The sequence below is a fragment of the Paenibacillus hemerocallicola genome, from assembly GCF_006265175.1.
Taxonomy (GTDB): domain Bacteria; phylum Bacillota; class Bacilli; order Paenibacillales; family NBRC-103111; genus Paenibacillus_AB; species Paenibacillus_AB hemerocallicola.
Genome location: NZ_VDCQ01000026.1, coordinates 34,440 through 47,588 on the forward strand (window position 1 = coordinate 34,440; position 13,149 = coordinate 47,588).

At 55.2% G+C, this 13,149-nt stretch carries 17 protein-coding genes and 1 riboswitch; all 17 genes read left to right on the plus strand.

The annotated features are described in order from the left end of the window. The first annotated feature begins 2 nt into the window (after positions 1-2). The 17 genes from prfA (at position 3) to FE784_RS18895 (ending at position 13,137) form a co-directional block, all read left to right on the plus strand. Positions 3-1,070, plus strand: coding sequence for a peptide chain release factor 1 (gene prfA, locus FE784_RS18815; RefSeq protein WP_139603767.1), 1,068 nt, complete (start codon positions 3-5; stop codon positions 1,068-1,070). A 61-nt stretch (positions 1,071-1,131) separates the two neighbouring features. Next, complete coding sequence (gene prmC, locus FE784_RS18820) at positions 1,132-2,052, plus strand: peptide chain release factor N(5)-glutamine methyltransferase (RefSeq protein WP_139603831.1); 921 nt, start codon at positions 1,132-1,134, stop codon at positions 2,050-2,052. Between the two features lie 71 nt (positions 2,053-2,123). Next, entirely contained in the window at positions 2,124-2,792 is a 669-nt protein-coding gene (gene spoIIR, locus FE784_RS18825; RefSeq protein ID WP_139603768.1) for a stage II sporulation protein R, read from the plus strand. Positions 2,793-2,973: 181 nt separating this feature from the next. Then, the gene (locus FE784_RS18830) at positions 2,974-4,032 is read left to right on the plus strand and encodes an L-threonylcarbamoyladenylate synthase (RefSeq protein WP_139603769.1); all 1,059 of its coding nucleotides are present in this window, start codon (positions 2,974-2,976) and stop codon (positions 4,030-4,032) included. Positions 4,033-4,107: 75 nt separating this feature from the next. Continuing rightward, entirely contained in the window at positions 4,108-4,668 is a 561-nt protein-coding gene (locus FE784_RS18835; protein WP_139603770.1) for a manganese efflux pump MntP, read from the plus strand. A gap of 56 nt (positions 4,669-4,724) precedes the next feature. Continuing rightward, positions 4,725-5,315, plus strand: coding sequence for a low molecular weight protein arginine phosphatase (locus FE784_RS18840; RefSeq protein ID WP_139603771.1), 591 nt, complete (start codon positions 4,725-4,727; stop codon positions 5,313-5,315). A 76-nt stretch (positions 5,316-5,391) separates the two neighbouring features. Further along, positions 5,392-5,472: riboswitch (ZMP/ZTP riboswitch) on the plus strand. Between the two features lie 101 nt (positions 5,473-5,573). After that, positions 5,574-6,032, plus strand: coding sequence for a ribose 5-phosphate isomerase B (gene rpiB, locus FE784_RS18845; RefSeq protein WP_139603772.1), 459 nt, complete (start codon positions 5,574-5,576; stop codon positions 6,030-6,032). 42 nt (positions 6,033-6,074) lie between these two features. Further along, positions 6,075-6,767 carry a TIGR01440 family protein gene (locus tag FE784_RS18850; protein WP_246132089.1) on the plus strand — a complete coding sequence of 231 codons (693 nt, stop codon included), beginning with the start codon at positions 6,075-6,077 and terminating at the stop codon, positions 6,765-6,767. A gap of 49 nt (positions 6,768-6,816) precedes the next feature. Then, positions 6,817-8,064, plus strand: a complete 1,248-nt coding sequence (locus FE784_RS18855; RefSeq protein ID WP_139603773.1) for a serine hydroxymethyltransferase — start codon at positions 6,817-6,819, stop codon at positions 8,062-8,064. A gap of 261 nt (positions 8,065-8,325) precedes the next feature. Continuing rightward, a complete protein-coding gene (gene upp, locus FE784_RS18860) occupies positions 8,326-8,955 on the plus strand; it encodes a uracil phosphoribosyltransferase (protein ID WP_139603774.1) in 630 nt (209 codons plus the stop codon). A 33-nt stretch (positions 8,956-8,988) separates the two neighbouring features. After that, positions 8,989-10,131, plus strand: a complete 1,143-nt coding sequence (gene wecB, locus FE784_RS18865; protein WP_139603775.1) for a non-hydrolyzing UDP-N-acetylglucosamine 2-epimerase — start codon at positions 8,989-8,991, stop codon at positions 10,129-10,131. Between the two features lie 181 nt (positions 10,132-10,312). Then, a complete protein-coding gene (locus FE784_RS18870) occupies positions 10,313-10,543 on the plus strand; it encodes an AtpZ/AtpI family protein (RefSeq protein ID WP_139603776.1) in 231 nt (76 codons plus the stop codon). Next, positions 10,540-10,917, plus strand: a complete 378-nt coding sequence (locus FE784_RS18875) for an ATP synthase subunit I (RefSeq protein WP_139603777.1) — start codon at positions 10,540-10,542, stop codon at positions 10,915-10,917. Before FE784_RS18870 ends, FE784_RS18875 begins: the two co-directional genes overlap by 4 nt. Before the next feature lie 36 nt (positions 10,918-10,953). Beyond that, positions 10,954-11,691 carry a F0F1 ATP synthase subunit A gene (gene atpB / locus FE784_RS18880; RefSeq protein WP_139603778.1) on the plus strand — a complete coding sequence of 246 codons (738 nt, stop codon included), beginning with the start codon at positions 10,954-10,956 and terminating at the stop codon, positions 11,689-11,691. A 97-nt stretch (positions 11,692-11,788) separates the two neighbouring features. Next, on the plus strand, positions 11,789-12,004 hold the full coding sequence (gene atpE / locus FE784_RS18885) for a F0F1 ATP synthase subunit C (protein ID WP_139603779.1): 216 nt from the start codon (positions 11,789-11,791) through the stop codon (positions 12,002-12,004). A gap of 108 nt (positions 12,005-12,112) precedes the next feature. Next, positions 12,113-12,598: a F0F1 ATP synthase subunit B gene (gene atpF, locus FE784_RS18890; RefSeq protein ID WP_139603780.1), complete on the plus strand. Its 486-nt coding sequence runs from the start codon at positions 12,113-12,115 to the stop codon at positions 12,596-12,598. Beyond that, positions 12,595-13,137, plus strand: a complete 543-nt coding sequence (locus FE784_RS18895) for a F0F1 ATP synthase subunit delta (RefSeq protein ID WP_139603781.1) — start codon at positions 12,595-12,597, stop codon at positions 13,135-13,137. The genes atpF and FE784_RS18895 overlap by 4 nt, the downstream gene beginning before the upstream one ends. Positions 13,138-13,149: the final 12 nt, after the last annotated feature.

The window sequence follows — 13,149 nt, forward strand, 5'->3', positions numbered from 1 at the left end:
AAATGTTGGATCGGCTGCAGGCATTGGCGGATCGGTACGATAAATTGAGCGAGCTGCTCTGCGATCCGGATGTCGTCAACGATTCGAAGCGGCTTCGGGAATACTCGAAGGAGCAGTCGGATTTGCAAGACGTCTATCAGGCGTATACGGAATATAAAAGCGTAGTGGGGCAGTACGAAGCGGCGAAGGTCATGCAGGGCGAAAAGCTGGACGACGAGATGCGGGAGCTCGTGAAGCAGGAGCTTGACGAACTGGCGGAGCTCAAGGAGCGGTTGGAAGCGTCTATTCAAGTGCTGCTGCTGCCGAAGGACCCGAACGACGACAAAAACGTGATCGTCGAAATCCGCGGCGCCGCAGGCGGAGAGGAAGCGGCTCTGTTCGCCGGAGATTTGTATCGGATGTACAGCCGCTACGCGGATACGCAAGGCTGGCGCACGGAAGTGCTCGACACGAGCGTGAGCGATCTCGGCGGCTTCAAGGAGATCGTCTTCATGATCAGCGGAAACGGCGCCTACAGCAAGCTCAAGTATGAGAGCGGGGCGCACCGGGTGCAGCGCATACCGACGACGGAGTCCGGCGGGCGGATCCATACGTCCACTTCGACGGTCGCGGTCATGCCGGAGGCGGAGGAGATCGAAGTGGATGTTCACGAGAACGATATCCGCATCGATACGTTCTGCTCCAGCGGCCCCGGAGGACAGTCGGTCAATACGACCAAGTCGGCGGTTCGCATAACCCATCTGCCGACGGGCATCGTCGTCTCCTGTCAGGACGGCAAGTCGCAAAACTCGAACAAAGACAAGGCGATGCAGGTGCTGAGGGCGAGAATATACGACAAGCTGAAGCAGGAAGAGGACGCGAAATATGCCGGAGAACGGAAAAGCAAAGTCGGCACCGGAGACCGCAGCGAGCGGATTCGCACTTATAATTTCCCGCAAAGCCGCATTACCGATCACCGGATCGGTTTGACGCTGCACAAGCTCGACCAGGTGCTGAACGGCGATTTGGAAGAAATTATTTCCGCACTCACGCTGGAGGCGCAGTCCGAGCTGATGGAAAAAGGAGAGTAATACGGTCATGAACGATGCGGAAAAAGGAACCGGATACGGAATGTCCGAACGGAAAGGCGACATGTCCGATGCCGCGCATTCCGGCGTCTCCGGTCCGGGCCCTATCGCGGCAATGACCATTCGGGAAGCCTGGCTGCAGGCTTCTTCTTTTTTGCGCGATCGGGGAGTGGAAGACGGGGAAACGTCCGCGGAATGGCTGCTGCAGCACTTGCTCGGCCTGAATCGGAGCGAATTTTTCATGAGATGGAGCGAAGCGTTTCCCGAGGAGCGGCGTGAACGGTGGAACCGGATGCTGGAGCGGAGAGCGCGGAAAGAGCCGGTTCAGTATATTACCGGGGAGCAGGAATTTTACGGCTTGCCGTTCCGGGTAACGCCGGCTGTCCTCATCCCGCGGCCGGAAACGGAGCTTCTCGTGGAAAAGGTGATTGAGGCCGGAAGGCGGTTATGGCCGAATGGAAGTCCCCTCGTAGCGGATATCGGGTGCGGCAGCGGAGCGATCTCGGTCACGATCGCCGTAAAATGTTCCTCGTGGAACATGACGGCTACGGATATCTCTGCCGACGCTATCGAGGTGGCGCGCGGCAATGCCCGGTCCAACGGAGTGGGCGAGCGGGTAACCTTTTTCCGCGGCGATTTGCTGGAGGCTTACATTGGGGAGCGACTGGCGATCGACATTCTCGTATCCAACCCGCCCTATATCGAATCCGGCGACATCCCGCATCTTCAGCCCGAAGTCGGGCTTCACGAACCGGTCCTTGCTTTGGACGGGGGGGCGGACGGCCTCCTATTTTACCGCCGTATACTGGAGCAGTTGGACCGGCTGCCTAATCCCCCGGCCGTAATCGGCTTCGAGCTCGGCCAGGGGCAGGCCCGGGAAGTGGCGGACCTGCTCCGCGACCGCGGATATTGGGATGAGCTGGTCATCGTTCCCGACTTGGCGGGCATCGAGCGTCATGTAATAGGTTTGCGCAACATTTCATAGATTCATAGGTTTAAGCCCCCTCTCGTCTGTCCATACTGGGTAACAGGAAGACGAAAGAGGGGTTTTTACATATGGTGAAACGGTTATCATTCCGGTCTTATTGGTTCGTCGCTTTTGCACTTATCGTCATGGTAACTTGTTGGGATTCGAACCGCACGCAAGCAGCCTTGCTCGATTCGGGAATTCCGGAAGAGTCGATCCGGCTTCGCATATTGGCCAATTCGGACGCCCCTAACGATCAACTGGTGAAACGGATTGTGCGTGACGAGGTCATTCGCCAAATGGGCGAGTGGGTCACCGAGCCGGAAGGAATCGCAGCGGCCCGAAACGCCGTACATCTGCACTTGGCGGAGCTCGAATCGCTGGTAGGTGCCGTGTTGACGCAAAACGGCTACAACTACGCTTATACGGTCGAAATCGGACAAGTTCCGTTCCCGGCCAAAATATACGGCAATAAAGTATACCCGGCGGGCGATTACGAGGCGCTGCGCATCACGCTCGGCAAAGGGGAAGGTCAAAACTGGTGGTGCGTGCTGTTTCCCCCGCTTTGCTTCGTGGACGGCAATGCCGGCGTCGCCGTAGCCAAGAAGGCTGCCGACGGGACGAAGACCGCAATGGCTCCGGTCAAGGCCGATGCCGCAGCCGAGGCAACTGATTCGGGACCGCAAGTCGAAGTGAAGTTTTTCCTTCTGGAAGTATTGGTGAAAGTTATCTCATTCGTAAAAGGATTATTGGCTTAATGCAATTATACCGGTTGGACCAGGATGCGCGCGGCGCATCCTTTTCATTTATCGCCCGGTCTGTACGGGGGTGTGAGATTACGTGACAGATCTTGCCGGTACGCGCTATAATGCTATAATGGCAAAACAAATGGATGGGCGGGCGAGTCCCGCCTACAAGCGGAAGCAGGGATGGGACTTTATGACGAGAAGCTGGAGTGTGGAACCGGATGCGTCCTCGGCGCATCCTTTCTTGGCGGAAGCGGGAGCGATACTTGCGCAAGGCGGGATTGTCGCATTCCCTACGGAAACGGTTTACGGTCTCGGTGCGGACGCGGGCAATTCGAAGGCGGTAGAAGCGATATTCGCTGCCAAAGGAAGGCCCTCGGACAATCCGCTGATCGTGCATATAGCGGATATGGAGCAATTGGACGAGCTGGTCGATGAAGTCGACCCGATTTCGCGGCGATTGATGGATGCCTTTTGGCCCGGGCCGTTGACATTGGTGCTGCCGGCGCGGCCAGGCACCGTTTCTCCCCGCGTCACGGCAGGGCTGGATACGGTTGCGGTGCGCATGCCGGACCACCCTGTCGCGCTTTCCCTCCTGCGTGCCGCAAGCTGTCCGATCGCCGCGCCCAGCGCGAACCGTTCCGGGCGTCCGAGCCCGACGACAGCCGCGCATGTGCACGGCGACCTGGACGGGCGCATCGACGGTGTCGTGGATGGGGGGCCTACCGGAGTCGGACTGGAGTCCACAGTAGCGGTTGTCGAAAGGGACGGAGGACGTATTCGAGTGCTGCGTCCGGGCGGAGTTACCGTAGCTGATATGCGGCGCGTGGTGCCGGACGCGGAGGTGACGTCCGAGACGGGAGCGGAGGATACGGAAGCCCCTCGTTCCCCGGGGATGAAGTATGCGCATTACGCGCCTCAAGGGAGGCTTACGGTCGTTCAGGGCAAGATGGAACGGACCGTGCCGTGGGTACGCGAGTCGCTGGCCGAGGCGAAGCGATCGGGCGAGAAGACTGGGGTGCTGACGGTACTCGAGCACGCGGAGCTTTACGAGGCCGACCTTGTTATGGGCTGCGGCAGGGCGAACGATATGAATGCCGTTGCCAAAGAGCTGTACGCTGCGCTGCGCCGGTTCGATCAAGCGGGGATTACGTACATTATCGCCGAAGGCTACGAATCCGCGGATGGAATCGGACTTGCGGTCATGAACCGGCTAAACAAAGCCGCCGGCCACCGAATCGTCAAGGTTTAACCTTTCCAAAGCCTGAATGTTTCCGGGATTGTCCGCATATGTTGGTTAGGAACATGTGGACATGGAGGAGATAGGATGGCAGCAGCTGCGGCTGGGACAGGCCAGTTGATTACGATCATCGTCATGGCCATCGCACTCGGAATGGACGCTTTTTCCCTAGGGATCGGCATCGGGCTTAGAGGGATCCGGCTGTTGGATATTCTGAAGATCAGCTTCGTCATCGGGGTGTTCCACATTATCATGCCGCTAATGGGCATGTTTATGGGGCACTATGTCGGATCGCTGCTGGGCAACGTGGCCACCATAACCGGAGGCGCTCTGCTGGTGCTGCTCGGGGCGCATATGATCTTCAGCTCGTTCAAAGGACCGGAGGTGCAATCGTTCGATCACCGCACATTGTGGGGGCTGCTGTTTTTTGCGCTCAGCGTCAGCATCGATTCGATGTCAGTCGGGGTATCGCTCGGCATGTTTGCCACCGATCTGCTCTTTACGGTGCTTATGTTCGGCGCGTTCGGGGGTGCGATGTCCGTGTTCGGCCTGCTGCTCGGGAGAAAGGCCGGCCATTGGATCGGAGAATACGGAGAGGCGCTCGGCGGGGTTATTTTACTCGCTTTTGGCATCCGGTTTTTGATATAAAAACTCCCATGAGGTACAATAGATGGTGGACGTCTTACTCGAAAGGGGAGGTTCGGATGTACGAACGGATCTTATTTGTATGTACGGGCAACACGTGCCGCAGTCCGATGGCGGAAGGGTTATTCCGCAAACTGGCGGAAAGGGAAGGCTTAAGCTGCGAAGTTCGGTCGGCCGGCGTATCCGCGTGGGACGGCTCCCCCATTTCGAAGCATTCGGCCGACATTTTGCAGGGCAGAGGCGTCTTGGACCGAATTTCTTCGAGCGCGGTTACGGACCAGACCGTATCGTGGGCGGACTTGATCTTGACGATGACGACAGGGCATAAGGAAACGCTGATCCGGCGTTACCCCGAAACGGTCGAGAAGGTGTACACGCTGAAGGAATTCGCCGAGGACGACCCGTCCGTGGCCGAAGCGATCGCCGAACGTCAGCGGCTTCATTCCGAGCTGCAAATCAAGCGCGCCCTGGGTGAAAGAATCACAGAAGAGGAGCTTCGCCAAGTCCGTCAGCTGGATTTTGGAATGCCCGGCTTCGACATTGTCGATCCGTACGGAGGAGATCGGGCGACGTACGAGAAAAGCGCTGCCGAGATTGAAGCCTACTTGATCAAGCTGATCCGCAAGCTGCGGCAAACGGACCCGAATTGAACCGATCGGCGAGCCCGATGTTGGCTGAATCGTCTTTACAGCGGTAACCGAATACGTTATGATGAAAGTATAAATTCAGACTCGATGTAACTGGCGACGAGTGGATACAACCACAATGGAGCATCGAGAGATACGGCCGGTCGCCTGGGCAAAGAGCAGCTGCGTTTTCTTGCAAAACGCGCGGCGCGCTCTTTTTTCGCATTCCGGGGGTTATACTAAATACGGGTTGTTTCAATGAAGGGAACGGAGGGAACAGAAATGAAGATTGCAATCGGCGCGGACCATGCGGGTTTCCGGCTGAAGGACGAGATCGTGAAGGTGCTGCAATCCGAAGGACACGAAGTGGAGGATTTCGGCTGCAATTGCACCGACTCCATCGATTATCCCGACTATGCGCTTCCGGTATGCGAGAAAGTGGCGGCAGGCGCTGCGGACAAAGGCATTCTCATCTGCGGGACGGGGATCGGCATGACGATCGCCGCGAACAAGGTACCGGGCATACGCTGTGCGCTCGTCCATGATTTGTTTTCCGCGAAAGCGACCCGCGAGCACAACGATTCGAACGTGCTGGCGATGGGCGAACGGGTCATTGGACCGGGCATTGCGCTTGAAATCGTGAAAGTATGGCTGGAAACCGAGTTTTCCCAAGGACCCCGCCACCAAAATCGGATCGACAAAATCAAGCGTCTCGAAGATAAATACGCGCTTCATCCGTAAACCTATGTATCGGATGGCGATTGCGGAAGGAAGTGGCTTTCCGTGAGCAATACGTTCTTATATAAGTTGTTATGCATGCAGACGGATGGAGCGGCCGGCTCGGGCGGAGCATATTCCGCTTCGGAACCGGGCAATGGAATAACCGTCCAGCAGCCTGATCCCGATCGGATCGGCGCCGATGTCGAGACGGTGCTCCGCGAGCTCGTCGAGATCGGTAAAGTGTCCCGCGGACAAATCGTCGTAATAGGGACAAGCACCAGCGAAGTAATGGGCCGCCGCATCGGTACGGCGGGAACGGAGCAAGTTGCGGAGAAGATTTTTCAAGCGGTAGAGGCCGTTCGGCGGGATATCGGCTTGTATCCCGCCTTCCAATGCTGCGAGCATTTGAACCGGGCGCTTGTAGTGGAACGGGCGATATTGGGGAAATATCCTCAATTGGAGGAGGTCAGCGTCATTCCGGTGAGGAAAGCAGGCGGTTCCATGGCCGCTTACGCTTATCGTCACCTGACGGACGCGTGCGTCGTAGAAACGATATCGGCCCATGCCGGTCTGGATATCGGCGATACGCTGATCGGCATGCACCTTCGCCGGGTCGCCGTTCCGGCGCGTCCTTCGATCCGATCGATCGGACACGCGCATGTCAATATGGCCTACACGCGGCCGAAGCTGATCGGGGGCGAGCGGGCCGTTTACTCTTCGGAGCGGGCCGAGGCAGCGCGCGACAGCTGCGATTAAGGAATTCATTATTTACTTAACCTTGTATAAATGAGCGGAGGAATCGTATATGGAACATTTGCGCAAATCTGATCCGAAAATCGTAGAAGCCCTAGGTTTGGAGCTTAACCGCCAACGTGACAAAATCGAGCTGATCGCATCCGAGAACTTCGTCAGCGAAGCCGTGCTCGAGGCAATGGGTACCGTCTTGACCAACAAATACGCCGAAGGCTATCCGGGCAAACGCTATTACGGCGGCTGCGAATACGTCGATATCGTCGAAGATATCGCCCGTGACCGCGCGAAGGAGCTTTTCGGAGCCGAGCATGTAAACGTACAGCCGCACTCCGGAGCCCAGGCAAACTTGGCCGTTTATCTCGCGGCATTGAATCATGGCGATACGGTGCTCGGCATGAACTTGGCTCACGGCGGTCATTTGACGCACGGCAGCCCGGTCAATGCTTCCGGCATTTTGTACAACTTCGTCGCATACGGCGTCAGCGAGACCGATTCCCGCATCGATTACAACGAAGTGCGGAAAGCGGCGTTCAAGCACCGTCCGAGAATGATCGTAGCCGGCGCCAGCGCCTATCCGCGCGTCATCGATTTCGAAGCGTTGGCTTCCATCGCCAACGATGTGGGCGCACTGTTCATGGTAGATATGGCGCATATCGCGGGTCTTGTCGCAGCGGGGCTCCATCCGAACCCGGTACCGCACGCGCACTTCGTGACGACGACTACGCACAAGACGCTTCGCGGTCCGCGCGGCGGCATGATCATGACCCGCAAAGCATGGGGGCCGGCGATCGACAAAGCGGTTTTCCCCGGCACGCAAGGCGGTCCGTTGATGCACATCATTGCGGCCAAAGCGGTCTCGTTCGGAGAAGCGCTTCAGCCGGAGTTCAAAACGTATGCGCAAAAAGTCGTCAACAACGCCAAGGCGTTGTCCGAAGCGCTGCTGTCCGAGGGCCTCGATCTCGTGTCCGGCGGTACCGACAACCACCTCATGCTGGTTGACCTGCGCAGCATCAATCTGACGGGCAAAGACGCAGAGCACTTGCTCGACGAAGTAGGCATAACTTGCAACAAGAACGCGATTCCGTTCGACCCGAACAAGCCGATGCTGACCAGCGGCGTCCGCCTCGGTACGCCTGCGGCGACTTCCCGCGGCATGGATGAAGCGGCTATGAAAACGATCGCCAAAATCATCGCGCTTACGCTCAAAAATCCGACCAGCGAATCGGCGCACAACCAAGCGCGCGGCCTGGTTAAAGAACTCACGGCTCAATTCCCGTTGTACGCGGGACTTACGTATTAAATTGCAATCGAATTGGCAAAATAAGCAAAACCAATAGCACCGGTTTCCTGTCCGTTTCAGAGACAGGGACCGGTTTTTCTACTGTATTGCAAGAGCGGCCGCATGCCGGTCCGACTGGACGGCAATTGCCGGCAAATTCTTTCGTGCAACGGGAATGTGACAATGATATAATAAACAGGGTTCGCCTTCAGAAGGCGTTACGCCATACGCAAGGAGCTTTCGTCATGGAAGCTTGACGGAAGTGAACCGGGAGGATCGATTATGAGCAAGGTTTTCGTGTGCGATCATCCGTTGATCCAACACAAGCTTACGTACATTCGGGATAAAAACACGACAACGAAAGATTTTCGGGAGTTGGTCGACGAAGTGGCCACTCTCATGGCTTACGAAATTACGCGGGAAATTCCACTCGAACGCGTCGAAGTGGAAACGCCGGTGCAACGGGCGGAATGTCAAATTATTTCCGGCCGCATGCTTGGCTTGATTCCGATTCTGCGTGCCGGGCTCGGAATGGTGGACGGCATCTTGAAGCTGCTCCCGGCCGCCAAGGTGGGGCACGTCGGCTTATACAGGGACCCCGATACGCTGCAGCCTGTGGAGTATTACGTGAAGCTCCCCACGGACGTGCAGGAGAGAGAACTGATCGTAATCGATCCGATGCTCGCGACCGGAGGTTCGGCCAATGCCGCTATCGATGTGCTGAAAAAACGGGATTGCAGCCAAATCAAGCTGATGTGCCTGATCGCCTCACCCGAAGGCATCCGCGCCGTACAGGAAGCCCATCCGGACGTAGACATTTACGTGGCGGCCGTAGACGAATATTTGAACGAACACGGCTATATCGTACCTGGACTCGGAGATGCGGGGGACCGGTTGTTCGGCACCAAGTAATGATTTCACTGTTCTAAAAGAAGGAGATAGACCATGAGCCGTATACGAGTGATGACCATTTTCGGCACGCGTCCTGAAGCGATTAAGATGGCTCCGCTGATCTTGGAATTGAACAAGCGAACGGAGCAGATCGAATCGCTTGTTTGCGTAACCGCGCAGCACCGCCAAATGTTGGATTCCGTAATGGACATTTTCAAGATTAAGCCGGATTTCGATCTGGACGTCATGAAGGACCGCCAAACGTTGAACGAAGTGACCATTCGGGTGCTGCAAGGGCTGGAGCCGGTCTTCCGCGAGACGAAGCCCGACATTATTTTGGTCCACGGGGACACGTTGACTACGTTTCTGGCGAGCTATGCGGCGTTTTTGCAGCAAATCCAGATCGGTCACGTGGAAGCGGGGCTGCGCACCTGGAATAAGCTGTCCCCGTATCCGGAGGAAATGAACCGCCAGTTGACAGGCGTACTGGCCGATATGCATTTTGCCCCGACGGACTGGTCGGCCGACAATTTGCGCCGGGAGAACAAGCCGGATTCTTCCATCTATATTACCGGCAATACGATTACAGACGTCATGCAGTATCTCGTAAAGGACGAGTATTCGCATCCGGTCCTCGACTGGGCGAAAGGGCGGAGGCTCGTTCTGGTCACGGCGCATCGCCGCGAATCGATCGGAGAACCGCACCGCCGCGTATTCCGCGCCATCAAACGTATCGCCGACGAATTCGAAGATATCGCCATCGTCTATCCGGTTCACTTGAACCCTGCTGTGCAAGAGCCTGCCCATGAAATATTGGGCGGTCATGAACGCATCCGACTTATCGAACCGCTCGATGTGACGGACTTGTACAATTTTTTCCCGCATACGCATTTGATTTTGACCGATTCCGGAGGCATTCAGGAAGAAGCGCCTTCATTCGGCGTACCGGCTCTCGTGCTGAGGGATACGACAGAGCGTCCGGAGGGAGTAGAGTCCGGCGTGCTGGAGCTGGTAGGAACGGACGAGCAGCTGATCTATGACCGGGCCAGGACGCTTCTGAGCGACGCCTCCGCTTACGAGAAGATGAGCAGGGCGGCAAATCCGTATGGGGACGGCCGCGCTTCGGAAAGAATCGTCGACGCCATCCTGCATCGATTCGGACGTCGAGAAGACGCTCCGGAAACGTTCCGGGCTTAACTTGCGAAACCGGCTTGCAAACCAGACAGCGCTACTGTACGGTGTCTGGTTTGCAAATACCGGGAGCCGTTGAAGCACAAGGACTCTTCGAATCAGCGTTCACACAATGTTTGATATTATATCGATTGACAAACGAGATCATGCTTCGATACAATAATTGAGGATTAACAGGAGATCATGTATGCAAAAACGCAAATCCGAGAATAATCCTTGGAGAGCAGCGGGAATGGCCGGCGCCGTCGGTGCCGATTTGGCCGTCTGTATTGTGCTGGGCTATTTCGGGGGCAAGTGGGTCAGCGTCCGAATGGACAATCAACCCATTTATATCGCGATCGGAGCACTGGTCGGTTTGTTCGTCGGGATTTTCACCGTGGTCATGTTAATTCGATTTTATGTAAAGGATTCCAAATGAGCGATCTCGCAGGCTTTCTGAAAACGATATCTAGAAGCTCCATGGTTCTGTTTGCAGTCGGTGTGGTTCTATGGGGTGCTTTGCCGTCTTATCGCCCGTATATTTCCGGATTGCTTCTCGGCATGCTCGTCAGCTATGCAAATGTGCTCTATCTGGGCATGAAGACGCGGCAGCTGGGAGAACTCGTAGCACAGGGAGAGAGAAAGCGGTTCAACCTCGGCTTTCTGACCCGGGCCTCGCTTGCCGTATTGGCGGTCATGTTCGCTTTTAAATCCGAGCATGTCGAACTGGTTACCACGATTATCGGGCTGTTTTATGGACAAGCGGCATTGTTTGTAACCGCTGCGGTAGCTTTTTTTAGGAAATCTTCATGATTGCTATAAACTACTGGAAAGGGGTGAAAACATCCGATGCATGATTTTCCCGTGTTAGAGATTGGATCTTTAAATATCGACATTTCGAGCTTCCTGGCGATAACCGTTTCGTTTATTATCGTTCTGGTGCTGGCCATTAGGGCCACTCGCAACTTGTCGGTGGACAATCCTTCCAAGCTGCAGAACTTCATGGAATGGGTAGTCGAATTCGTTCACAATTTGGCGGCCAGCACCATGCCGCTCGACAAAGCCAAGAAGTACGTTTCGCTAGGCATGACCATCATTTTGTTCATTTTCGTGTCGAACCTTCTCGGGCTACCGTTCGGGATCGTGACTCATCACGAGCATGGATTGACCCTGTTCGGGTACAAAATCGAAGGTCATGAATTCGCTTGGTGGAAATCGCCTACGGCCGACTTGTCCGTAACGAGCGGATTAGCCGTAGTTGTATTTTTCCTGATCCACTATCTGGGCATCAAGAACAATACGAAGCATTACTTCAAACACTACTTTGAGCCTTTCTGGTTCTTCTTCCCGCTGAACTTGATCAAAGTATTCTCCAAGCCGCTCACGCTTGCCCTTCGTCTATTCGCGAATATTTTTGCGGGCGAGGTGCTGATTGCCACGATTTTGATGGCCGGCGTATTGGGAACTCCGCTATTGCTTGCATGGCAAGGATTCAGTTTGTTCGTCGGCGCGATTCAGGCGTTCCTGTTCACGATACTGACGATGGTCTACATTTCCGAATCGACCGTGCACGAAGAGCACCATTAATGCAACATGTCTGTATTCGACCCCTTACAATAAGGGTTGGGATATAAATGAAAGACAAATAAACTATAATCAGGACCATTTTAAGGAGGATTTTACAATGACTTTTTTGGCAGCAGCATTAGCAATCGGATTGGGCGCTTTGGGCGCAGGTATCGGTAACGGTTTGATCGTCAGCAAAACGGTAGAAGGCATCGCCCGTCAACCTGAGCTTAGAGGCACGTTGCAAACGACCATGTTTATCGGTGTAGGTATCGTCGAGGTTGTTCCGATCATCGGCGTAGTATTGGGCTTCCTGCTGTACTTCGGCGCGTAAGTAATAGATTGGGTTAGGCGGGGAAGGCCCTATGCCGTCCGCGCCTTCGTTTTGACAACCCACTCAATACCAATTCGGAATACAGCTTTCAGAAGGGAGTGACCTGTTATGGCATGGCATTGGGAGTCGTTTGTATACGCGATCGTCGCTTTCGTCGTTTTGTATGTTCTGTTGAGCAAGTATGCGTTCGGACCGCTTTTTTCCATTATGGAAAAGCGCAGGGAACAGGTACTGGATCAAATGAAGTCGGCGGAACAAAACCGCTCGGAGGCGGCAAAGCTGCTGGAAGACCAGAAGAAAGCCATTCAAGACGCACGCAAAGATGCGTACGAGTTGATCGAACAGGCTAGAACGACCAGCGTCCGTCAGGCGGATGAGATCATTCAACAGGCCAAGGACGAATCCGTTCGTATCAAAAACGACGCTTTGAAAGATATCGAGAGCGAGAAAAACAAAGCGATTATCGCATTGCGCAGTCAAGTTAGCGCACTGTCGGTTATGATCGCTTCCAAAATCGTAGAAAAGCAAGTGGACGAGAAATCCCAGCAAGAGCTGATTGACCAATACCTGAAAGAGGTAGGGGGCAAAGTATGAGCAAGGAGACGATCGTAGCGAAACGGTACGCGAAAGCGTTGTTCGAGGTAGCCCGCGAACGCGGCAAAATCGCCGAAGTGGAGCAAGAGCTTCAAGCGATTGCCGATGCCCTTCAGGCGAACCCGGATTACGTCAAGCTGCTCGAACATCCGAATATCGGCGCTTCGGTTAAAGGAACCATGCTCAAGCAGGCTTTCGGAGCCAGTGCGTCCGAGGAAGTGTTAAATACGCTTCAATTGCTCGTAGAACGGGGAAGAGAATCGATTCTTCGCGATCTCGTCACCCAATATTCCCAAGTTGCGAATGACGCTTTGGGGCAGGCCAAAGCGAAAGTATATACGCCGCTTCCGCTTACTGCGGAGGAATCGGACAAAATCTCTGCAGCGTTCGGCCAAATTACCGGCAAAAAAATCCGTATCGAAAGCTTCGTAGACCCGAGTCTGCTGGGCGGACTGCAAATTCGGATCGGAGACCGCCTATACGACGGAAGTTTGTCCGGAAAGCTGCAAAGAATCGAAAAATCTTTGGTTCAAGCTTAAAGCCAATGTTAG

What these genes read in the sequence shown, in the direction of transcription:
- prfA (WP_139603767.1), top strand. Translation starts at nt 3, where the DNA reads ATGTTGGATCGGCTGCAGGCATTGGCGGATCGGTACGATAAATTGAGC.
- prmC (WP_139603831.1), top strand. Translation starts at nt 1,132, where the DNA reads ATGTCCGATGCCGCGCATTCCGGCGTCTCCGGTCCGGGCCCTATCGCG.
- spoIIR (WP_139603768.1), top strand. Translation starts at nt 2,124, where the DNA reads ATGGTGAAACGGTTATCATTCCGGTCTTATTGGTTCGTCGCTTTTGCA.
- FE784_RS18830 (WP_139603769.1), top strand. Translation starts at nt 2,974, where the DNA reads ATGACGAGAAGCTGGAGTGTGGAACCGGATGCGTCCTCGGCGCATCCT.
- FE784_RS18835 (WP_139603770.1), top strand. Translation starts at nt 4,108, where the DNA reads ATGGCAGCAGCTGCGGCTGGGACAGGCCAGTTGATTACGATCATCGTC.
- FE784_RS18840 (WP_139603771.1), top strand. Translation starts at nt 4,725, where the DNA reads ATGTACGAACGGATCTTATTTGTATGTACGGGCAACACGTGCCGCAGT.
- rpiB (WP_139603772.1), top strand. Translation starts at nt 5,574, where the DNA reads ATGAAGATTGCAATCGGCGCGGACCATGCGGGTTTCCGGCTGAAGGAC.
- FE784_RS18855 (WP_139603773.1), top strand. Translation starts at nt 6,817, where the DNA reads ATGGAACATTTGCGCAAATCTGATCCGAAAATCGTAGAAGCCCTAGGT.
- upp (WP_139603774.1), top strand. Translation starts at nt 8,326, where the DNA reads ATGAGCAAGGTTTTCGTGTGCGATCATCCGTTGATCCAACACAAGCTT.
- wecB (WP_139603775.1), top strand. Translation starts at nt 8,989, where the DNA reads ATGAGCCGTATACGAGTGATGACCATTTTCGGCACGCGTCCTGAAGCG.
- FE784_RS18870 (WP_139603776.1), top strand. Translation starts at nt 10,313, where the DNA reads ATGCAAAAACGCAAATCCGAGAATAATCCTTGGAGAGCAGCGGGAATG.
- FE784_RS18875 (WP_139603777.1), top strand. Translation starts at nt 10,540, where the DNA reads ATGAGCGATCTCGCAGGCTTTCTGAAAACGATATCTAGAAGCTCCATG.
- atpB (WP_139603778.1), top strand. Translation starts at nt 10,954, where the DNA reads ATGCATGATTTTCCCGTGTTAGAGATTGGATCTTTAAATATCGACATT.
- atpE (WP_139603779.1), top strand. Translation starts at nt 11,789, where the DNA reads ATGACTTTTTTGGCAGCAGCATTAGCAATCGGATTGGGCGCTTTGGGC.
- atpF (WP_139603780.1), top strand. Translation starts at nt 12,113, where the DNA reads ATGGCATGGCATTGGGAGTCGTTTGTATACGCGATCGTCGCTTTCGTC.
- FE784_RS18895 (WP_139603781.1), top strand. Translation starts at nt 12,595, where the DNA reads ATGAGCAAGGAGACGATCGTAGCGAAACGGTACGCGAAAGCGTTGTTC.